Origin of the sequence: Geobacter sp. AOG1 (genome assembly GCF_019972315.1) — a bacterium.
Classification (GTDB): domain Bacteria; phylum Desulfobacterota; class Desulfuromonadia; order Geobacterales; family Geobacteraceae; genus Geomobilimonas.
Window position 1 is genome coordinate 2791691 of the sequence record NZ_BLIZ01000001.1, and the last position, 15617, is coordinate 2807307.

Genomic DNA, 15617 nt, shown 5'->3' on the forward strand with positions numbered 1-15617 from the left:
TGTAATCGCATTACAAATCAATAACGGCAGGTTTCGCTGGAAAGCAACCGACCGGCGTACATTACCACAAAATATCTCATTAATCCAAGAAAAACCGGGACTCGGGATCCGGGATCCGTAAAGCAAAAACTGTAATCCGGGACTCGGGACTCGGGACTCGAAAAGCCGGGACGGTAAGTGCTAAACTGCTCAAAGCAGGAACGTATATGGTTTTACGGATCCCGGGTCCTTTAGGCCCGCTTCTTGGGTCCGAGTCCCGGCTTACGGCCTTTCACCGCTTATAATGCTGCACATGCCGCATCAGCAGGTCCTTCACCACCTGCCGGTTGTGCATCCCCGGCGCCACGTCGGGCAGGGCGGCGAATTCCGCCAGCATCCGGTCGATCTCGGCGGGGGTGTGGGCGGCGCTGTTCCGCGCCACGAAGACCTTCTGGTGGCGGGTCGCCTCCGTCCCCTCTTCGGCGGTAAGGATCTCCTCGAACAGCTTTTCCCCCGGCCGCAACCCCACGAATTCGATGGGGATGTCGTCGTACGGCTTCAGCCCGTGCAGGCGGATCAGCTCCTCCGCCAGCTCCACCACCTTCACCGGTTCCCCCATGTCCAGCACCAGTACCTCGCCGTTGTTGCCGAGCACCGCCGCCTGGAGCACCAGCGACACCGCCTCGGGAATGGTCATGAAGTAGCGCTGCATCTCCTTGTCGGTCACCGTAAGGGGGCCGCCCCGCTTCAGCTGCTCCATGAACAGCGGCAACACGCTCCCCCGGCTCCCCAGCACGTTGCCGAACCGGACCGAGGTGTACTCCGTCCCCCCCTCGCGGCTGTAGGCGGTGCAGATGTACTCCGCCACCCGCTTGGTCGCCCCCATGACGCTCGTCGGCATCACCGCCTTGTCGGTGGAGATCATCACGAACCGCTCCACCCCGTACTGCAGGCAGGCCCGTGCCAGGTTGCGGGTGCCGAAGATGTTCACCTTCACCGCCTCCGACGCGTTGTCCTCCATCATCGGCACGTGCTTGTAGGCGGCGGCGTGGAACACCAGCTGGGGACGATGGGTCTCGATCACCCCCCCTACCCGCTCGGCGTCCCGCACATCCCCCACCACGTAGTGGAGCCGGTCGGCCATCTCCGGAAAGGCCCGGTTGAGCTGCAGGCGCAGGTTGTGCAGTTCCGTTTCGTCGATCTCGAACAGGACCAGGCTGGCCGGCTTGAAGCCGCAGACCTGCCGGACGATCTCCGCGCCGATGGAGCCGCAGGCACCGGTCACCATGATCGCCTTGCCGGTGAGAAGCTCTTCGATCCGGTCGTACTCCACCTCCACCGCCTGCCGGCCGATCAGGTCCTCGATGCTGATTTCGCTCAGATCCTTCAGGTGCACCTCGAAGCGGGCATGGTGCTTGTACATCTGGGGGACGATCTTGATCCGGCTTATCCCCGCCTCCCGGGCGGCGTGGTGAATCTTGCGCAGCGCCTTGAAGTGGGTCGAGGGGATGGCGATGATCACCACCTCCACGTCACGCTTCCGCACCGCCTCCGCCAGCCGGTCCGTCACGCCGAGCACCCGCACCCCATGGATGTAGGACCCCACCTTCATGGGGTTGTCGTCCAGGAAGCCAACGGGGTAATACTCGGCGAAGTCCCGCTGGGCCATGTCCCGCAGCACCAGTTCCCCCGTCAAGCCGGCCCCCACGATCAGGGTCCGCTTCCCCTGGGCGAAGTTCCTCTTGTTCCGGACCACCTCCAGGTAGCCCCGGCGGGAGATGCGCAGGCCACAGACGAGGAGGAACGAGATGAGACCGTCGATGATGAAGATGCTCCGGGGGGAGTGCACGCCATAGTCATGCAGTTGGAGAAACGGGAGAGGTGTGGTGAGCAGCAGCACCATGAGAAACGCTTCCGCTGCCATGGTGGCAAGCCCGATATTGTACAGCTCGGTCAGGCCGACGAAACGCCAGGTCATCCTGTAGACCTTGAAGACGGCGAACAGAGTGAGTTTTACGATGATAAAGAGGGGGAGCGCTTCGCCAATAAGTGTAATGTATTCGGGTTTTATCCGTGTGTCGAAGCGGAGGTAGAAGGCCAGATAGAGGGATAGCGCGACAATCAGCGCATCCCCCAGGAAAAAGAAGATGAAGCGCTTGAGTGCCGAGGGGCGGATCAGTTTGTCGATCCATTGGTCGGGGGCAATGAAGGTATATTTGTCGGGATCGGGGGATGTTGGGGGCATGGGCCACTGTCCAATATTGCTTGGAAATTAAATCAGAGTAAAACAAGCAATACTTACACCAAAAGTGAGAAAAATACCAGTAATTATAAGGGACTGTTTTATAACAGGAAATATTACTGAGAAGTGTAAGTAGGCACTTGCCATGAAAACGTGTGCCGTTAAACAACGTAAAAAGCCTTAATTTCACGCCCGTTCGCTTCGCTCTCTAAAGACGCAAAGTCGCAAAGGAAACCTGAAGCCTTTTTGGTGTTAAACCATGAAATATAGATTCTAAGCCTCTCTTTGCGTCTTTGCGGCGTGAGGCGATTTTGGTTTAGGCCCGCACTTTGGGTCATAACTCATAATTGCCTTTTCAATACACCTCATCATGGCTGCCGACGTTCACGGGGACGATCTTCCCGTCTTCGAGCACAAACTCCAGGGTGATGCGATAGCTGATGTTGATCGACACGGAATGGAGGTCCCGCAGGGGGCCACCCAGGCGATGCAGCCGCAAGGAAGGATGCATCGGATTGAGTTCCAGCAGTTTCAGGGTTTTTTCGTACTGGGGAAGGAGTTCCGGGTGACGCTTGATGAACTTGGCGGCGCGCTTCAGATAACTGTGCGTATAGATGATCCGAAAGCTCATTTCGCGGTATTCCTGATCCGCGCTATATGCTCATCGACGCTCTCCTCCACAAACTCACCGGCAGCAAGTTGCTGGCGGGTTTCGTAAAGAGCGGCTTCCAGTTCGCAGACCCGCAACCGGTTGTACTCTTCCATGTCCATGACCACGTAGCGGTCCTGGCCACGCACCGAAATGATAGCCTCGCCACTGTCCTCAAGGGCCTTCTCGATGGAAGAGACACCTTTGGTTTTCAAATCGTTCGCAGCAATCGTCTTCACACCGCACCTCCGACAAGGATTGTTACCGTGCGATGAATAGTACTATCAACAGAGCGGTTTGTCAATGAACTCGGGACCTGTAAGGCCGGACCCCAAATGCGGGTCTAAAGGACCCGTGACCCGGACCCAAGAAACGGGCCTAAAGGACTAGTAAAACCTTAAACCTTGAAGGCACATTGGTTTCCTCTGCGTCTTTGCGCCTCTGCGTGAGGCGATTTTTAAGGTTTCACAAGTCTTTCGTCGCGGCTTGATTAAAAACCTTCTCCACCGCCCGAACCGTATCCCGCATATCCTCATCGCACAATGTCGGATGCACTAGAAACATCAAACTCGTCTCCCCAAGTTCCTTGGCCACGGCAAGACGCTCGGCCGGTCGCAGACCGTCAAATGCCTTCTCCCGGTATATCTCGCTGCAGCTGCCGCTGAAGCAGGGTATACCTTCCGCGGCAACGGCATTCATGATCCTGTCCCGGTCCCAGTCGTCCTTTAGCATTTCCGGGCGGACAAAGATGTAGTACTTGTAGTAGGCGTGGCCGATTTCCGGTGGGGGAATAGTGAGCCGCAGGGCCGGTATTTGCGATAATCCTTCGGTGAGGATAGCGGCGTGGCGTTGTCGTGCGGCCGTCCATTCAGGCAGCTTGCGCAGCTGCACCCGGCCGATGGCCGATTGCATCTCCGTCATTCGCCAGTTGGTACCGAAGGATTCGTGGAGCCAGCGGAAACCGGGAGCATGTTGGCGGTTGTATACCGCGTCGAAGCTCTTGCCGTGGTCCTTGAAGGCCCAGGCCCGTTCCCACAGGTGCGGGTCATTGGTGGTCAGCATCCCCCCCTCCCCTCCCGTGGTCATGATCTTGTCCTGGCAGAAGGAGAAGGCAGCTACGTTACCCAGCGACCCCACCGGACGCCCCTTGTAGGTGGCACCATGGCACTGGGCGCAGTCTTCGATGACCTTCAGCCCATGCTCCCGGGCCAGTTCCATGATCGAGCCCATGTCGCAGGGCCAGCCGGCCAGATGAACAGCGATGATGGCCTTGGTGCGAGGGGTGATGTGGGGGCGGATGGTATCGGCGGTGATGTTCTGGGTGACCGGGTCCACGTCTGCAATGACCGGCGTTGCACCGCGCATGACGATGCAACTGGCTGAGGCGATGAAGGTGCGGCTGGTGGTGATCACTTCATCGCCGGGACCGATCCCTAAAGCATACAGGGCAAGCTCCAGCGCCACCGTGCCGTTGGCCAAGGCAATGGCATGACTGCAACCGGTAAACGCAGCAAACTCCCGCTCGAACTCCCGCCCTTCCGCCCCGGTCCAGTAATTGACCTTGCCGGACTGCAAGGGGGCTGATGCGGCAGCTATCTCGTCGGCGTCAAAGAAGGGCCAAGGGGCAAAAAGGGTGGTACGGACCGGCTGTCCGCCGTCAATGGCAATCAAATTTTGCATCTTACAATTCCTTTAGGGTGAATGCATCCAGCGATTTAACGTGGCGAGCAGGAGTACCAACAACAAGCGAGTTGGGCGCTACTTCCTTGGAGACAACCGCACCTGCTCCTACAAAACACCCATCTCCCAATTTATTGCCTTGAATCACAGTTGCGCAGGTTCCAACCTCCACACCATCCCCGAGAGAGACATTGCCGGAAATGGCCACTTGTGGTGCTATCGTACAAAAATCACCCATAGATACATCGTGACCGATAGTAGAAGCCAGATTGACTATAGCATGTTTACCAATTGAAACCTGTGTTGTCAGGATGCATCCAGCACAAACAATGCTGCCCTCTCCCAGAGAAACATAACGCGATTTCATGACCGATGGATGTACCAGTGTTGCAAATCGAGGGGTCCCGTTAGCTGCCATACGTTTGACAATTTTTCGTCGTGTCCGTGGAGAACCAACGGCAACAACAAAATATGCATCCATATATTCATGCCATGAATCAATAGCGCCAATTACTGGCACATCGCAAAAGCTTTGTCCATGTGTCGAAAGGTTGTCATCCAGTATCGCATAAGGAGTCCAAATCTCCCCACAGTCACGCGCAAGCCAGATCACTTCGCGGGCAAATCCTCCACCACCGATGATTATCAATTTTTGTCCGGACATAATCATCCCTTCTTTCTATATGTGTAAAATCCAATCCCTGCTTTCTTCCCAAGTTTTCCTGCCCGAACATATTTTTTTAACAGATGAGCCGGTCTGTATTTGGCATCACCAGTTTCGTGGACAAGTGTTTCCAGGATGCTTAGGCATACATCCAATCCGATGAAATCAGCCAGTTCTAGCGGCCCCATGGGATGGTTAGCCCCCATCTTCATGCAACTGTCGATTGTTTTCTCATCCGCTATCCCTTCAGAAAGAAGGAATATCGCTTCATTTATCATTGGGAAAAGGAGTCGATTCACAACAAAACCCGGTGTTTCAGGCAAAACCACAGGGTGCTTCTCAAGTCTAGATAGCAGATCAAGCGCCTTGCTAACTGTGTAGTCATTGGTCAATTCGCCTTTGATAACTTCAATGAGTTTCATTGACATTGGGGGGTTAAAAAAATGAATACCAATGAATTGTTGTGGATTTTTAGTAATACTTGCCAGTTCTGTAGTACTAAATGTTGATGAATTAGTTGCAAATATAGTATTTTCAGTAACTATATTACCCAACATCTGTAATACTGAAGTTTTTACGCTACTACTTTCTTTCACTGTCTCAATAATAAAATCGCAGTCGCACAGCTGAGTAATGTCAGATGTGTATGATATCAATGACATAATAGGCGATATAGCGTCTTTTTGAATAAGGCCGAGTCTAGCCTGTAACAAGCACAGTTTCTCTAAGTCCTGAAAAAAGTTGTCTCTAGCTATGTGATTCCAAATAATGACGGGATAACCGTGTGAAGCACACAACAAGGCAATCTGTTTGCCCATTGTTCCAGAGCCCAGAACGCCGAGTTTGTGTATCAACATATCATTTTCGGTAATTCCAGTATCACTCATAGGATACCTTTCTTTGCGTCTCCGCGTCTTTGCGTGAGAACAGAGTTTGTGGCTTTGTGTGAGCTAGATTGAGCCTTTAAACTTCTCCATCGTTGCCTGTCCCTCCTGGCTGATCCCCTCCCGCTTGAACACCTTGGCAAGGGTCATCCAAAGAATTTTCAGGTCGAGCCAGAAGGACTGATTGTCCACATACCACACATCCAGCTTGAATTTCTCTTCCCAACTAATGGAATTGCGGCCATTCACCTGGGCCCAGCCGGTGATGCCGGGCCGCACTTCGTGACGACGAGCCTGCTGCTGAGAGTAGAGCGGTAGGTATTCCATCAGGAGCGGCCGGGGGCCGACCAGGCTCATGTCGCCCTTGAGCACGTTCAGCAGTTCCGGTAGTTCGTCCAGGCTGCTGCTCCGGAGGAATCTTCCGAAGCTGGTCAGGCGTTGGGCGTCTGGGAGCAAATTGCCTTCTGTGTCCCGTTCGTTGGTCATAGTGCGGAATTTGTACATGTGGAATGGCTTGCCGTGGAGGCCGGGGCGGGTCTGGCGGAAAAGGACCGGGGAGCCGTGTTTGAGGCGGACCAGCAGTGAGATAACCAGCAAAGCCGGAGCAAGAATACATAAACCGGCAAGAACTGAAAAAAAGTCAAAAGTGCGCTTCACGATATAACACTCAAAGGGGTCAATTCAAAATCCAAAATCCAAAATTTAAAATTGCCTTCATCTGGCCAGATCAGTAGCAGACCGAGTAAAGTTGCGGCCAGATCAAACAGACGCTTCATATCAGCCCCATGGTCAGCAGAATCTGATTGTTAACCTTGTGCACATCAAACCGTTCTTCTGCTATCTCTCGACTGCGGCGTCCCATTTTTTCTATGAGTTCCGGATGCAGGATGAACTGTTCCATGGCATGCGCAAGGGCCTGCGCGTCCTTTATCGGCACCAGAAATCCGTTATCACCATCCACAACCGTATCACGGCAGCCGGGCGCGTCGGTCGTAATAACTGGCCTCCCCATTGCCATTGCCTCCAGAACCGTCCGAGGCATTCCCTCGTGATAAGACGGTAAGACATAGACGTGGCTTTGTCCAATGAAAGGCCGAACATCACTTGTTGCGCCCAGATACTGCAAAGCTCCAGATGTTTGCCAACTCTTCACTTCGGATAGAGGAATACCATCTGGTGAGGGATCTTCGGGGCCAACCAGGTAAAAAATGATATTCGGGTATCGATTCTTTATGACCTGTGCAGCTTTGGCATACTCCCTCAGTCCCTTATCGCCCAACAGACGTGCAATCGTTAAAAAGACCGGATTACTCTGTGGGAAAGGCGAGACAACAAAGTGGTTCAGATTTACGCCCGAACCATTCACAACAACGCACCGTTGAGTATCCACAATCTGGCGTTTTACAAAGACCTGAAGGTTATCCTTATTCTGAAAGATCACCTTTTCAGCATGAGCAAGTGCCCACCGGTACAGGCGAGTGACCAAGCCGGATAATATATTTTGTTTTATGCCGCCCGGTTGAAAAGCGAAGCCAAGACCAGTTATCAGGGCATAAAATCGTGCGGTCGTACCCAAGCTGCGTATAGCCAAGCCACCCCAGATGATAGGCTTGATTGTGTATGCTAGGACCATATCGGGTTTAATCTCATAAAAAACCTCGCGTAAGGCAAAAAAGGTCAGTAGATCACTGCTGGGATCCATGCCACTTCTCTGTATAGGATAGGACTTGAAATCGATCCCCATACTGCTAAGTCGCTCGATAACCAACGGGTCATTTTCTGCCCCCATTGCCGTTACCTTATGACCTGAGGTCACCAAGTTATTAAGAAGTTCGCCTCTAAAATTTATGAGAGATTTCGACAGTGCGCCTATTATTAAAATATTGGCCATTACAGTTTCTTTGTTTGGATCATTTATAGGCTCCAGAGCACAATCCGTTGCTGGCACTCAAGAAAGTGTTGTCACATTCTGTTTGTTATGGCGTTTTTCATATAATTTACTTGACGAGAGTGCAATTAGAAAAAAGATAGCCGGTAAGATCATGGTTTTCTGACGGACAGCAATACCAAGGTTGGAGGTGGTCATGGAAAAGACTAATACGCTAATTACGAAAAAAATCAAATTGTACCGCACAGATACATTATTTTCGCTCGACAAAAGCAAAAAACCCCTTATAAAAAAGGCCAGAAAAAGCGCCAATAGAAAAAGATTTTCCACTGAAGCGGCCATTCCCAATAACCCTGAAGCATCAATCAACAAGGGTCTGAAAAGATAAGTCCCTATTTTCAAAGGTAAGGACATAGAAGAAATATCGACTGAACCGCCGCTACCCAAATTGTAATCTTGCCTTGTTTCAATATATTCTTCGACACCTTGAGGTGAAAGCTCACCCTCTAAGCCCACATAACTGACAATAAAGGGCAAGGCGGCGATGCTTGCAGCGCTCAGAAAAATGATAATTACAATCCGGTTAATCATATTAATTTGCCTGCCGGTAACCATAGTGATGCCTGCCGCCAATATCATAAAACCTGCGACATGAGGGCGAACAACGAACATCACTAGAATGGCCACTGCAAACAGTATTTGTCGACGCCTGACATCAAGAAAAGCATAGGAGGCAAGGCAGGATGCGAAGAAAGCCGGAGCGTCCTTGCCAATTGCGGAACTCCAGAAACTGAGCCCCGGCATGATCAATATTAAATAAGGAATATATTTGCGCAATCCTAGACAGGCAGGCCAGTTCGAGATCACTAAACTGGCCAGCAGCAGCAAACCAGCGACACCGAACATGTTGTAAACCAAAAAGGTATTTAATTTATCAAACTCAAGAACACTAGCAAATAAGGCTGTGAAAGACTCAACAAACCTAGTGCCGGGTCGCCAGTCATACTGCCCTAAAAGTGCAATTTTAAAATAGTTATTTGAATCCCCCCCACGTATTTCTACGAAAAACCAGTAAGCAATGCAAAAGAGCGTATGCCACAGAAATAGCCCTACCGACAAACGAGTCCTTAGCCCAAGCATCTTTCCAATCAGGCAGGCCCCATAAGCAGAAACACCCAGTATGATCACCAGCAGGAGTAGATCAGGAAAAGTTGTCATTATCTTTTGTTGTCTCTCAATAATTTATACAGAAAGTTCCTCGAGAACATATATTTGAATATAGATGCGTTTGCAAAAGCTCAAAAAACGTTTGCTTTAGCTCCGTAGAGCCGTTGTAACCAGTCAACGAACTGCGAAATTTATCAAATCCAACAATCGTGATGATGTTGCTTGGAGGGAATAACGTTCCTCCACTCGCTGCCGCCCGGCCTGCCCCATACGTAGACAAGACCCCGGGTTATTGACCAGTGTCATCAAGGCACTCTCCCACTCCTCTGGGGTATCAGCCAAAAAACCGTTCACCCCATGTTCAACAATCTGACGGTTCACCCCCACCGGGGAGGCAACCACCGGCAGACCACAGGCCATGTACTGAATTAGCTTATAGCCGCACTTCCCTCTTTCCCAAGGCCCATTAGGTAAAGGCATGATGCCGATGTCAAAACAGGCAATCTTCTCCGACTCTGTTTCCTCCTTCCAGGCAACAAATTCAACAGGTACGTCATGCAACCCCGAAACTAATTCCGGTTGCGCACCAACCAGGACCAAACGTGCACGACCGTTCCTGCACACTCGCTGAAGGACCGGCAACATGTCTTGAACATATTTTTGAGTGGAGGGTGAGCCAATCCATCCAATCACGGGACATTGATTCTCGCGCGCAACTCTAGGCATGTAGCGCAATGTATCAACGACAGTCGGCAGTATTTCTATATGCTTTGCCCCCGCCTGGCTTGCACGCTCTGCAATATAGTTATTCCCACAAACTACCATGTTCGCATAGGCCATCACCTTATCAATCTTGCGCCCAAGCAGTTGCCGAACAACGGGGAACCTGGATAAATCGTAGTTGTGAAATACTGCATCGTCATAATCCACAATATAGGCTTTACCCAATAGTAGTAATAATCTTTCGGCAAAAGCAGGCAAAAAAGGGAAAATTTCCTTTTCTATCCAAATCAAGTCATATTTAAAAATACTTAGTAGAACGACAAGTCTTTGGCTATATAATCTAGCAATTGTTGTTGCGGACCGTTTACCCCTGTTATAAACGCTACTTAAATAACCATCGTCAAAAAGGCTCTGTATGGTGATCTCAAACCCGTTAGCTTCAATATATGTTACATACTGAAACGAACGAAGCCGACTGCTGGCCCCCTTGCGTGAGTATTTTGTAAGCAAAAGGATTTTCATTTATTAACTCTTAAAAGAGCGTCTACATAAGCATTTGTACTAGCATCGAGTGAATAATTAGTCTCCCCTATTCCCCTGCAATTGGTGCGGAAAGCTTCACGATTTGGTAGTACTACATCAATAAACCAGTTTGCAGCCGCTTTTAAATCTCTTTCTCCCATATTCTCAAGTAGATAACCCACTTCTGATGAAATTTCTTTGCTGTCACCAATCCCTGGAGTGGCGACAATTGGAAGCCCAGAGAGTAGATACTCACCAGTTTTTATTGCAGCAGCTCCTTGCATTGAATAACTGGGGCGAATCAAGGAGAGGCCAAGATCGGCGCAAGAGAGATATTGTGAAACCATGTTGCTTGACACCGCAAGAGTATTTACTGATTCTTTAAGATGGGGAAACTGATTAATTATATTATTGGCAATATCCGGTGTACCAGTTAGGATAAGAAATTTAGCGTCCCCTCGTCGCATTCTAATAAAACTAAAAAGATGTAACATTTCGGTCAGGCAGTATTTCCCCCCAAGGGAACCTGAATAAATTACAAAAGGTGCATGTAAATTAACATTGCATTTTTTGCGCATATCGCTGTATTCGACTGAATCGGCTGGCTTAAACACCTTGGAGTCACGCCCATTACTAACGACGTGATATTTGTCAAATGCCGTACCTGCTCCGGCGCGCGCACGAAGAATCTCAACTGCTTTTCTTGATCGAGTGAGAACAACATCAGCGCGTCTAACAGCTTGGGACTCTATATCGCGGAGCAAACGGTAAAACAAACCTGATGACGATTGACCAGAAAAATCTACCCGCTCATCCAGTGGCAAACCGTCTGCATCGAAAATCATCGGCAGCGATCTGCCGTGAAGAGCAAGTAGCGTTGCCAGGGCCGGCAAAGTACTACGAGGCATCACGGCATCGATGCGATGGTCATGAACAGACTTGCGAATCAGCCGAGCACCGTTTAGTGCTGTCAACAAACCACCGGCAGCAACAGGGTGACGCCAGATGGTCTCTGCTTGATAGGTAAAATCGGCATCAATGCAAGCCTGACGGATGATCTTGACACGTTGGGCATCACCCCAAGTAAACTGCAAGATATGAAAATTTATGCCGCTTTTTGCCAGTCTCTTGAAAATTGGCAGAAACAGACTTTCAAGATAAGTGACCTGTGGACCATCCCAAGTGACAAACAATACATTCATGCTACGTACTTTCTAATTATATTCTGAATCATAGCTCTAATTGTTGTCTTCATTATTCGATTGTCTTTTAGACTATTGACAATTTGTGAATATGTTATCTTTGGGTAGATTGAATAAGATTCACGACGTTTTTTGGAATTAATTATCTCATTTTTTATCTCATTCTCTATATACTGCAAATTTCTTTCGCATACTAGATTTTCAGCTTTAATTTTTTCAATGTCATTTAACCTCTGCCTAAAGCCTGCCTGAGCAAAGGACTCGCGACGTTCGGCATTTTTATATAATTTGAAATAATCTATATTTTGTTGAAAGTTTGTAATGTTGTCTTTATGAACTCGATATTTTACCAAGATCTCATTTGTGTATAGAATAGCTCCTAACAAATAACTTCTAAAAGATATCGCGTTATCTTCGAACATAATGTCTTCATTCAAAGGTCCAAAAATATCAAACACGTCTCGGCGCCAAGCATGAGTAGCGCCAATCACAGGATTTTCATTTTTTGTCATTGATTTTTCCGTATATCCGTAAGGCCATCCCGGGAATATTTGTTTAAGGGCTTTCCCTTCTGAATTAATATATTCTGCCGAGGACCAGACGGAATATACCTTTTCATAGCTATTCATAAATAGATTTGTTAATGATCTGGCTCTATGAGGTAAAGATATGTCATCCCCAGCAGAAGCAATAATCAATTCCCCCTCTGCCAGTTCCATCACTCGGTTTACATGACCTCCTAAACCGAGATTTTGCGCATTACGATTCAAAAGAATGATATGCGGCCCACTGTAATCCTTCACCATCTCCTGCATGATCTCAAAAGTGCGGTCAGAGGAACAATCATCTGAAAGAATTATCTGTAATGGTGAGTAGGTCTGTGCAAACGCCCCTTCCACCGCTTCACGAATAAACCGCTCCTGGTTATACGCAAACAGTGCAAATGTTACGAGTGGTTTATCTGTTTCACTCACCGCAAACGCCCTCCGACAAACTCTCTCGTTTTACGTGCAATCGCAGCAACAGGTCCTTTAACACCGGTCATATCAGCCAGTTGGTTGAAGGAGTATATAAATAGCACGACCGTTAACATACTACCCAACACCATTGTCAGCTTTGGCCAGAATAATCCGGATACAAAAACACTGCTAACAATTCCTATGTATTTTATAACAAGGTGAAAATTATTTTTATCAAACGAAAAACCTATAAGCCGACGTGCAACAAACCAACAAATAATCAAATACATAGAATAAGACAGGAAAAAACTCATTCCTGTTACAACCAAACCAACAGTTTTAATACCACTCCAGACAATCCCCATGTAAAAAACGTTCCAGGATGTTTCAGTTAAAAAGTAAATTTTACCAGCGCCTGATGCCAAAATAATGAAACCGAGAGGCCATGCAATGATCTTGAACAGATCACCTATTATTTGCCAGCGCAAAATATCAACTGCCCCAGAAAATGCCTTTGCGTAGAGAATATTGATGACCAGGGGGGCCAGTGACAACATCCCTACCAACACTGGCCCGGCCAGAAGCAGGGCAACATGGATCTGCTCGTTTACCAGTTGATTAGCCTGCGCTTTATCGTGAATAGCAGCGGTTAGTCTCGGGTAATAATCCGCAGCCATTGAACCAAGCACAAACCCAATGTAGGTCATGGAAATGGTCCATGCCGCCTGGAAAAGGCCGTTGGCCTCCATACCCAACTCACGGTTGATGATCGTTCGCACCAGCAGTTGCGTCACCGTGGACATCAACCCCGAAAGCATGAGCATTGCGCCAAGGCGCAACAGAGGTGCGATCTCCCCTTTCACTTCGGACCACGGAGCAATGCCGTCAACACGTGGAATGCGTCGCAAAAAGAGAGCTGCAATAACAAAACTGCTCAGAGGAGCAACAATAATGTAAGCGACTATTCCGCGCACACCCCAAGTAAGGACACACCCGACCGCCATAATCGTGCCGACAATCGAACCGATAATCCCGGCAGAGGCCATATCGGCAATCCGCCGCATCCCCTGCAGCATGGCCCCCTGCGAACCGCCGACAACCGTAAAAAAGACGCCAAAGGCCAACCAGCCGACAGCGCTACTCTTTTCCGCAGTACCGAATATCCCTTGTGCCACAGGTTCGCGCATCAACCATAATATCAGCGAACCAAGGGCACCCAGGACCAGAGTCGCAAACCACAGGGCACGGCGCACCACTACCATCCTGGCAACATCATCACGACTTGCAGCCTCAGCAACCTGGCGCACGCCGCTTGTGCACATACCCATGCCGGCCACGGTCGATGCGGTCCCCATGATACTGGTCAGAAGTCCAGCCAGACCAACACCGGCAGGGCCAAGCAGCACTGCCAAAACTTTGGTTCGGACAAGTCCTACAACAATATTGACTACCGATGCACCGCCGATGATGGACGATGACTTGAGAATCTGGCGGTAGCTACTGCGGGACTCACTCATCAAATAGACCGCAAGTCCTTTGACTTTTTGTCACAGGCTATTTTGACACACCCAATAACAGTAGGGATATCCTCGCCGCCAAGATGCGGCCCCATCGGCAGACTCAGAACTTCTTTTGCCATCAGCTCGGAAATCGGGAAATTCCCTTCGTTCAAATTGTGGTCTGCATAGGCGGGCTGCAAATGCGGCGGAATCGGATAATGGATCATAGTGCCGATTCCCGCTTCATTGAGGGCTTTTTGCAGAGCGTCGCGTTGGGCATGACGCACTACAAAGAGATGCCAGACCGGTTCAGCCCACTCCGGCACATTGGGCAAAGTCAGATGCTGTTGACCTGCAAGCTCTCGCATATACTGCGCGGCAACCTGCCTGCGCCGGTCGTTCCATTCATCCAGCCTGCTCAACTTTACCCGCAACAGAGCCGCCTGCAATTCATCCAGGCGCGAATTGTACCCAACGACTTCGTTGTGATACTTGATCTGTGAACCATAGTTACGCAAAACCCGGATGCGCTCCGCCAGTTCGGGATCGTTGGTAGTCACAGCCCCACCATCACCAAGTGCACCGAGATTCTTGCCGGGGTAAAAACTGAACCCGGCTGCATCGCCAAGTCCCCCTGCCCTTCGCCCCTTGTAGCGCGCCCCGTGGGCCTGGGCACAGTCTTCGATAACCTTAAGCCCATGTTTCCGTGCCAGAGCATTAATCGGGTCCATATCTGCCGTTTGACCGTAGAGGTGGACGACCAGGATTGCCTTCGTTCTTGGAGTGATGGCTTGTTCAATCAGCGAAGGGTCAATATTATAAGTGCTCTCAACCGGCTCAACGGGAACGGGAGTCGCTCCGGCATGGGTCACCGCAAGCCAAGTCGCAATGTAGGTGTTGGAGGGAACTATCACCTCGTCCCCCGGACCTATTCCGTAGGCGCGGACAATCAGGTGGAGAGCTTCAAGACCGTTGCCGACGCCGATGCAATACTTTGTTTCACAATATGCGGCAAACTCCGACTCGAACGCATCTACTTCCTTGCCGAGGATGTACCAACCGGATTCCATCACTCGCTGGTAGGCGGCGTCAAGTTCGTCTTTAAGTTCGAGATAGGGCGATGTGAGATCGAGGAAAGGAACTTTCATTTTTGCCCCTCGAGAGCGGAAAGGTATTCGCTGTAATCCCGATAATAATCATTCTCATCATAAGTATTGGAAGCAAGAACCATACATACAGAACCGGAGGAGAAATTATCCAATTCGCGCCAGATCATCGGGCAGACATAAAGTCCATTATATGAACGATTTAGGTGGATGCGTTTCTTCTCCTTGCCATCATCCAGTACGACATCAAAACTTCCCGACATGGCAATAATGAGTTGATGTAGACCTTTATGGGCATGCCCTCCACGCTCAGCCCCCCCAGGGACGTCATACAGATAATAAACACGGCAAATATCAAAAGGTATGTGGTTGTTGCCTTCTACAAAGGTCAAGTTGCCGCGTGGATCAGAAATTTTAGGGAGATCAATGATTTTGCAGTCTTTAATTGGCATG

Annotated in this window: 15 protein-coding genes; all 15 read right to left on the reverse strand. The window is 49.8% G+C overall.

Features of this window, described 5'->3' with window-relative positions; translation table 11 throughout:
• Positions 1-271: 271 nt before the first annotated feature.
• A complete protein-coding gene (locus LDN04_RS12685) occupies positions 272-2224 on the reverse strand; it encodes a nucleoside-diphosphate sugar epimerase/dehydratase (protein ID WP_223911106.1) in 1953 nt (650 codons plus the stop codon).
• A 352-nt stretch (positions 2225-2576) separates the two neighbouring features.
• The gene (locus LDN04_RS12690; protein ID WP_223911110.1) at positions 2577-2852 is read right to left on the reverse strand and encodes a plasmid stabilization protein; all 276 of its coding nucleotides are present in this window, start codon (positions 2850-2852) and stop codon (positions 2577-2579) included.
• A complete protein-coding gene (locus LDN04_RS12695; protein ID WP_223911113.1) occupies positions 2849-3109 on the reverse strand; it encodes a type II toxin-antitoxin system Phd/YefM family antitoxin in 261 nt (86 codons plus the stop codon). Before LDN04_RS12695 ends, LDN04_RS12690 begins: the two co-directional genes overlap by 4 nt.
• Positions 3110-3335: 226 nt before the next feature.
• Complete coding sequence (locus tag LDN04_RS12700; protein ID WP_223911116.1) at positions 3336-4550, reverse strand: DegT/DnrJ/EryC1/StrS aminotransferase family protein; 1215 nt, start codon at positions 4548-4550, stop codon at positions 3336-3338.
• Position 4551: 1 nt separating this feature from the next.
• The gene (locus tag LDN04_RS12705; RefSeq protein WP_223911119.1) at positions 4552-5220 is read right to left on the reverse strand and encodes an acetyltransferase; all 669 of its coding nucleotides are present in this window, start codon (positions 5218-5220) and stop codon (positions 4552-4554) included.
• Entirely contained in the window at positions 5217-6101 is an 885-nt protein-coding gene (locus LDN04_RS12710) for a 3-hydroxyacyl-CoA dehydrogenase family protein (protein WP_223911121.1), read from the reverse strand. Before LDN04_RS12710 ends, LDN04_RS12705 begins: the two co-directional genes overlap by 4 nt.
• Before the next feature lie 63 nt (positions 6102-6164).
• On the reverse strand, positions 6165-6755 hold the full coding sequence (locus LDN04_RS12715) for a sugar transferase (RefSeq protein WP_276572190.1): 591 nt from the start codon (positions 6753-6755) through the stop codon (positions 6165-6167).
• Between the two features lie 115 nt (positions 6756-6870).
• Entirely contained in the window at positions 6871-7989 is a 1119-nt protein-coding gene (locus LDN04_RS12720; protein WP_223911125.1) for a glycosyltransferase family 4 protein, read from the reverse strand.
• A gap of 57 nt (positions 7990-8046) precedes the next feature.
• A complete protein-coding gene (locus LDN04_RS12725) occupies positions 8047-9204 on the reverse strand; it encodes a hypothetical protein (protein WP_223911128.1) in 1158 nt (385 codons plus the stop codon).
• Between the two features lie 123 nt (positions 9205-9327).
• A complete protein-coding gene (locus tag LDN04_RS12730; protein ID WP_223911131.1) occupies positions 9328-10398 on the reverse strand; it encodes a glycosyltransferase family 4 protein in 1071 nt (356 codons plus the stop codon).
• On the reverse strand, positions 10395-11600 hold the full coding sequence (locus LDN04_RS12735) for a glycosyltransferase (protein WP_223911134.1): 1206 nt from the start codon (positions 11598-11600) through the stop codon (positions 10395-10397). Before LDN04_RS12735 ends, LDN04_RS12730 begins: the two co-directional genes overlap by 4 nt.
• Positions 11597-12574 carry a glycosyltransferase gene (locus LDN04_RS12740; RefSeq protein WP_223911137.1) on the reverse strand — a complete coding sequence of 326 codons (978 nt, stop codon included), beginning with the start codon at positions 12572-12574 and terminating at the stop codon, positions 11597-11599. The genes LDN04_RS12735 and LDN04_RS12740 overlap by 4 nt, the downstream gene beginning before the upstream one ends.
• The gene (locus tag LDN04_RS12745; RefSeq protein ID WP_223911140.1) at positions 12571-14076 is read right to left on the reverse strand and encodes an O-antigen translocase; all 1506 of its coding nucleotides are present in this window, start codon (positions 14074-14076) and stop codon (positions 12571-12573) included. The genes LDN04_RS12740 and LDN04_RS12745 overlap by 4 nt, the downstream gene beginning before the upstream one ends.
• On the reverse strand, positions 14076-15206 hold the full coding sequence (locus LDN04_RS12750; protein ID WP_223911143.1) for a DegT/DnrJ/EryC1/StrS aminotransferase family protein: 1131 nt from the start codon (positions 15204-15206) through the stop codon (positions 14076-14078). Before LDN04_RS12750 ends, LDN04_RS12745 begins: the two co-directional genes overlap by 1 nt.
• Positions 15203-15616: an FdtA/QdtA family cupin domain-containing protein gene (locus LDN04_RS12755; RefSeq protein ID WP_223911146.1), complete on the reverse strand. Its 414-nt coding sequence runs from the start codon at positions 15614-15616 to the stop codon at positions 15203-15205. Before LDN04_RS12755 ends, LDN04_RS12750 begins: the two co-directional genes overlap by 4 nt.
• Position 15617 lies beyond the last annotated feature (1 nt).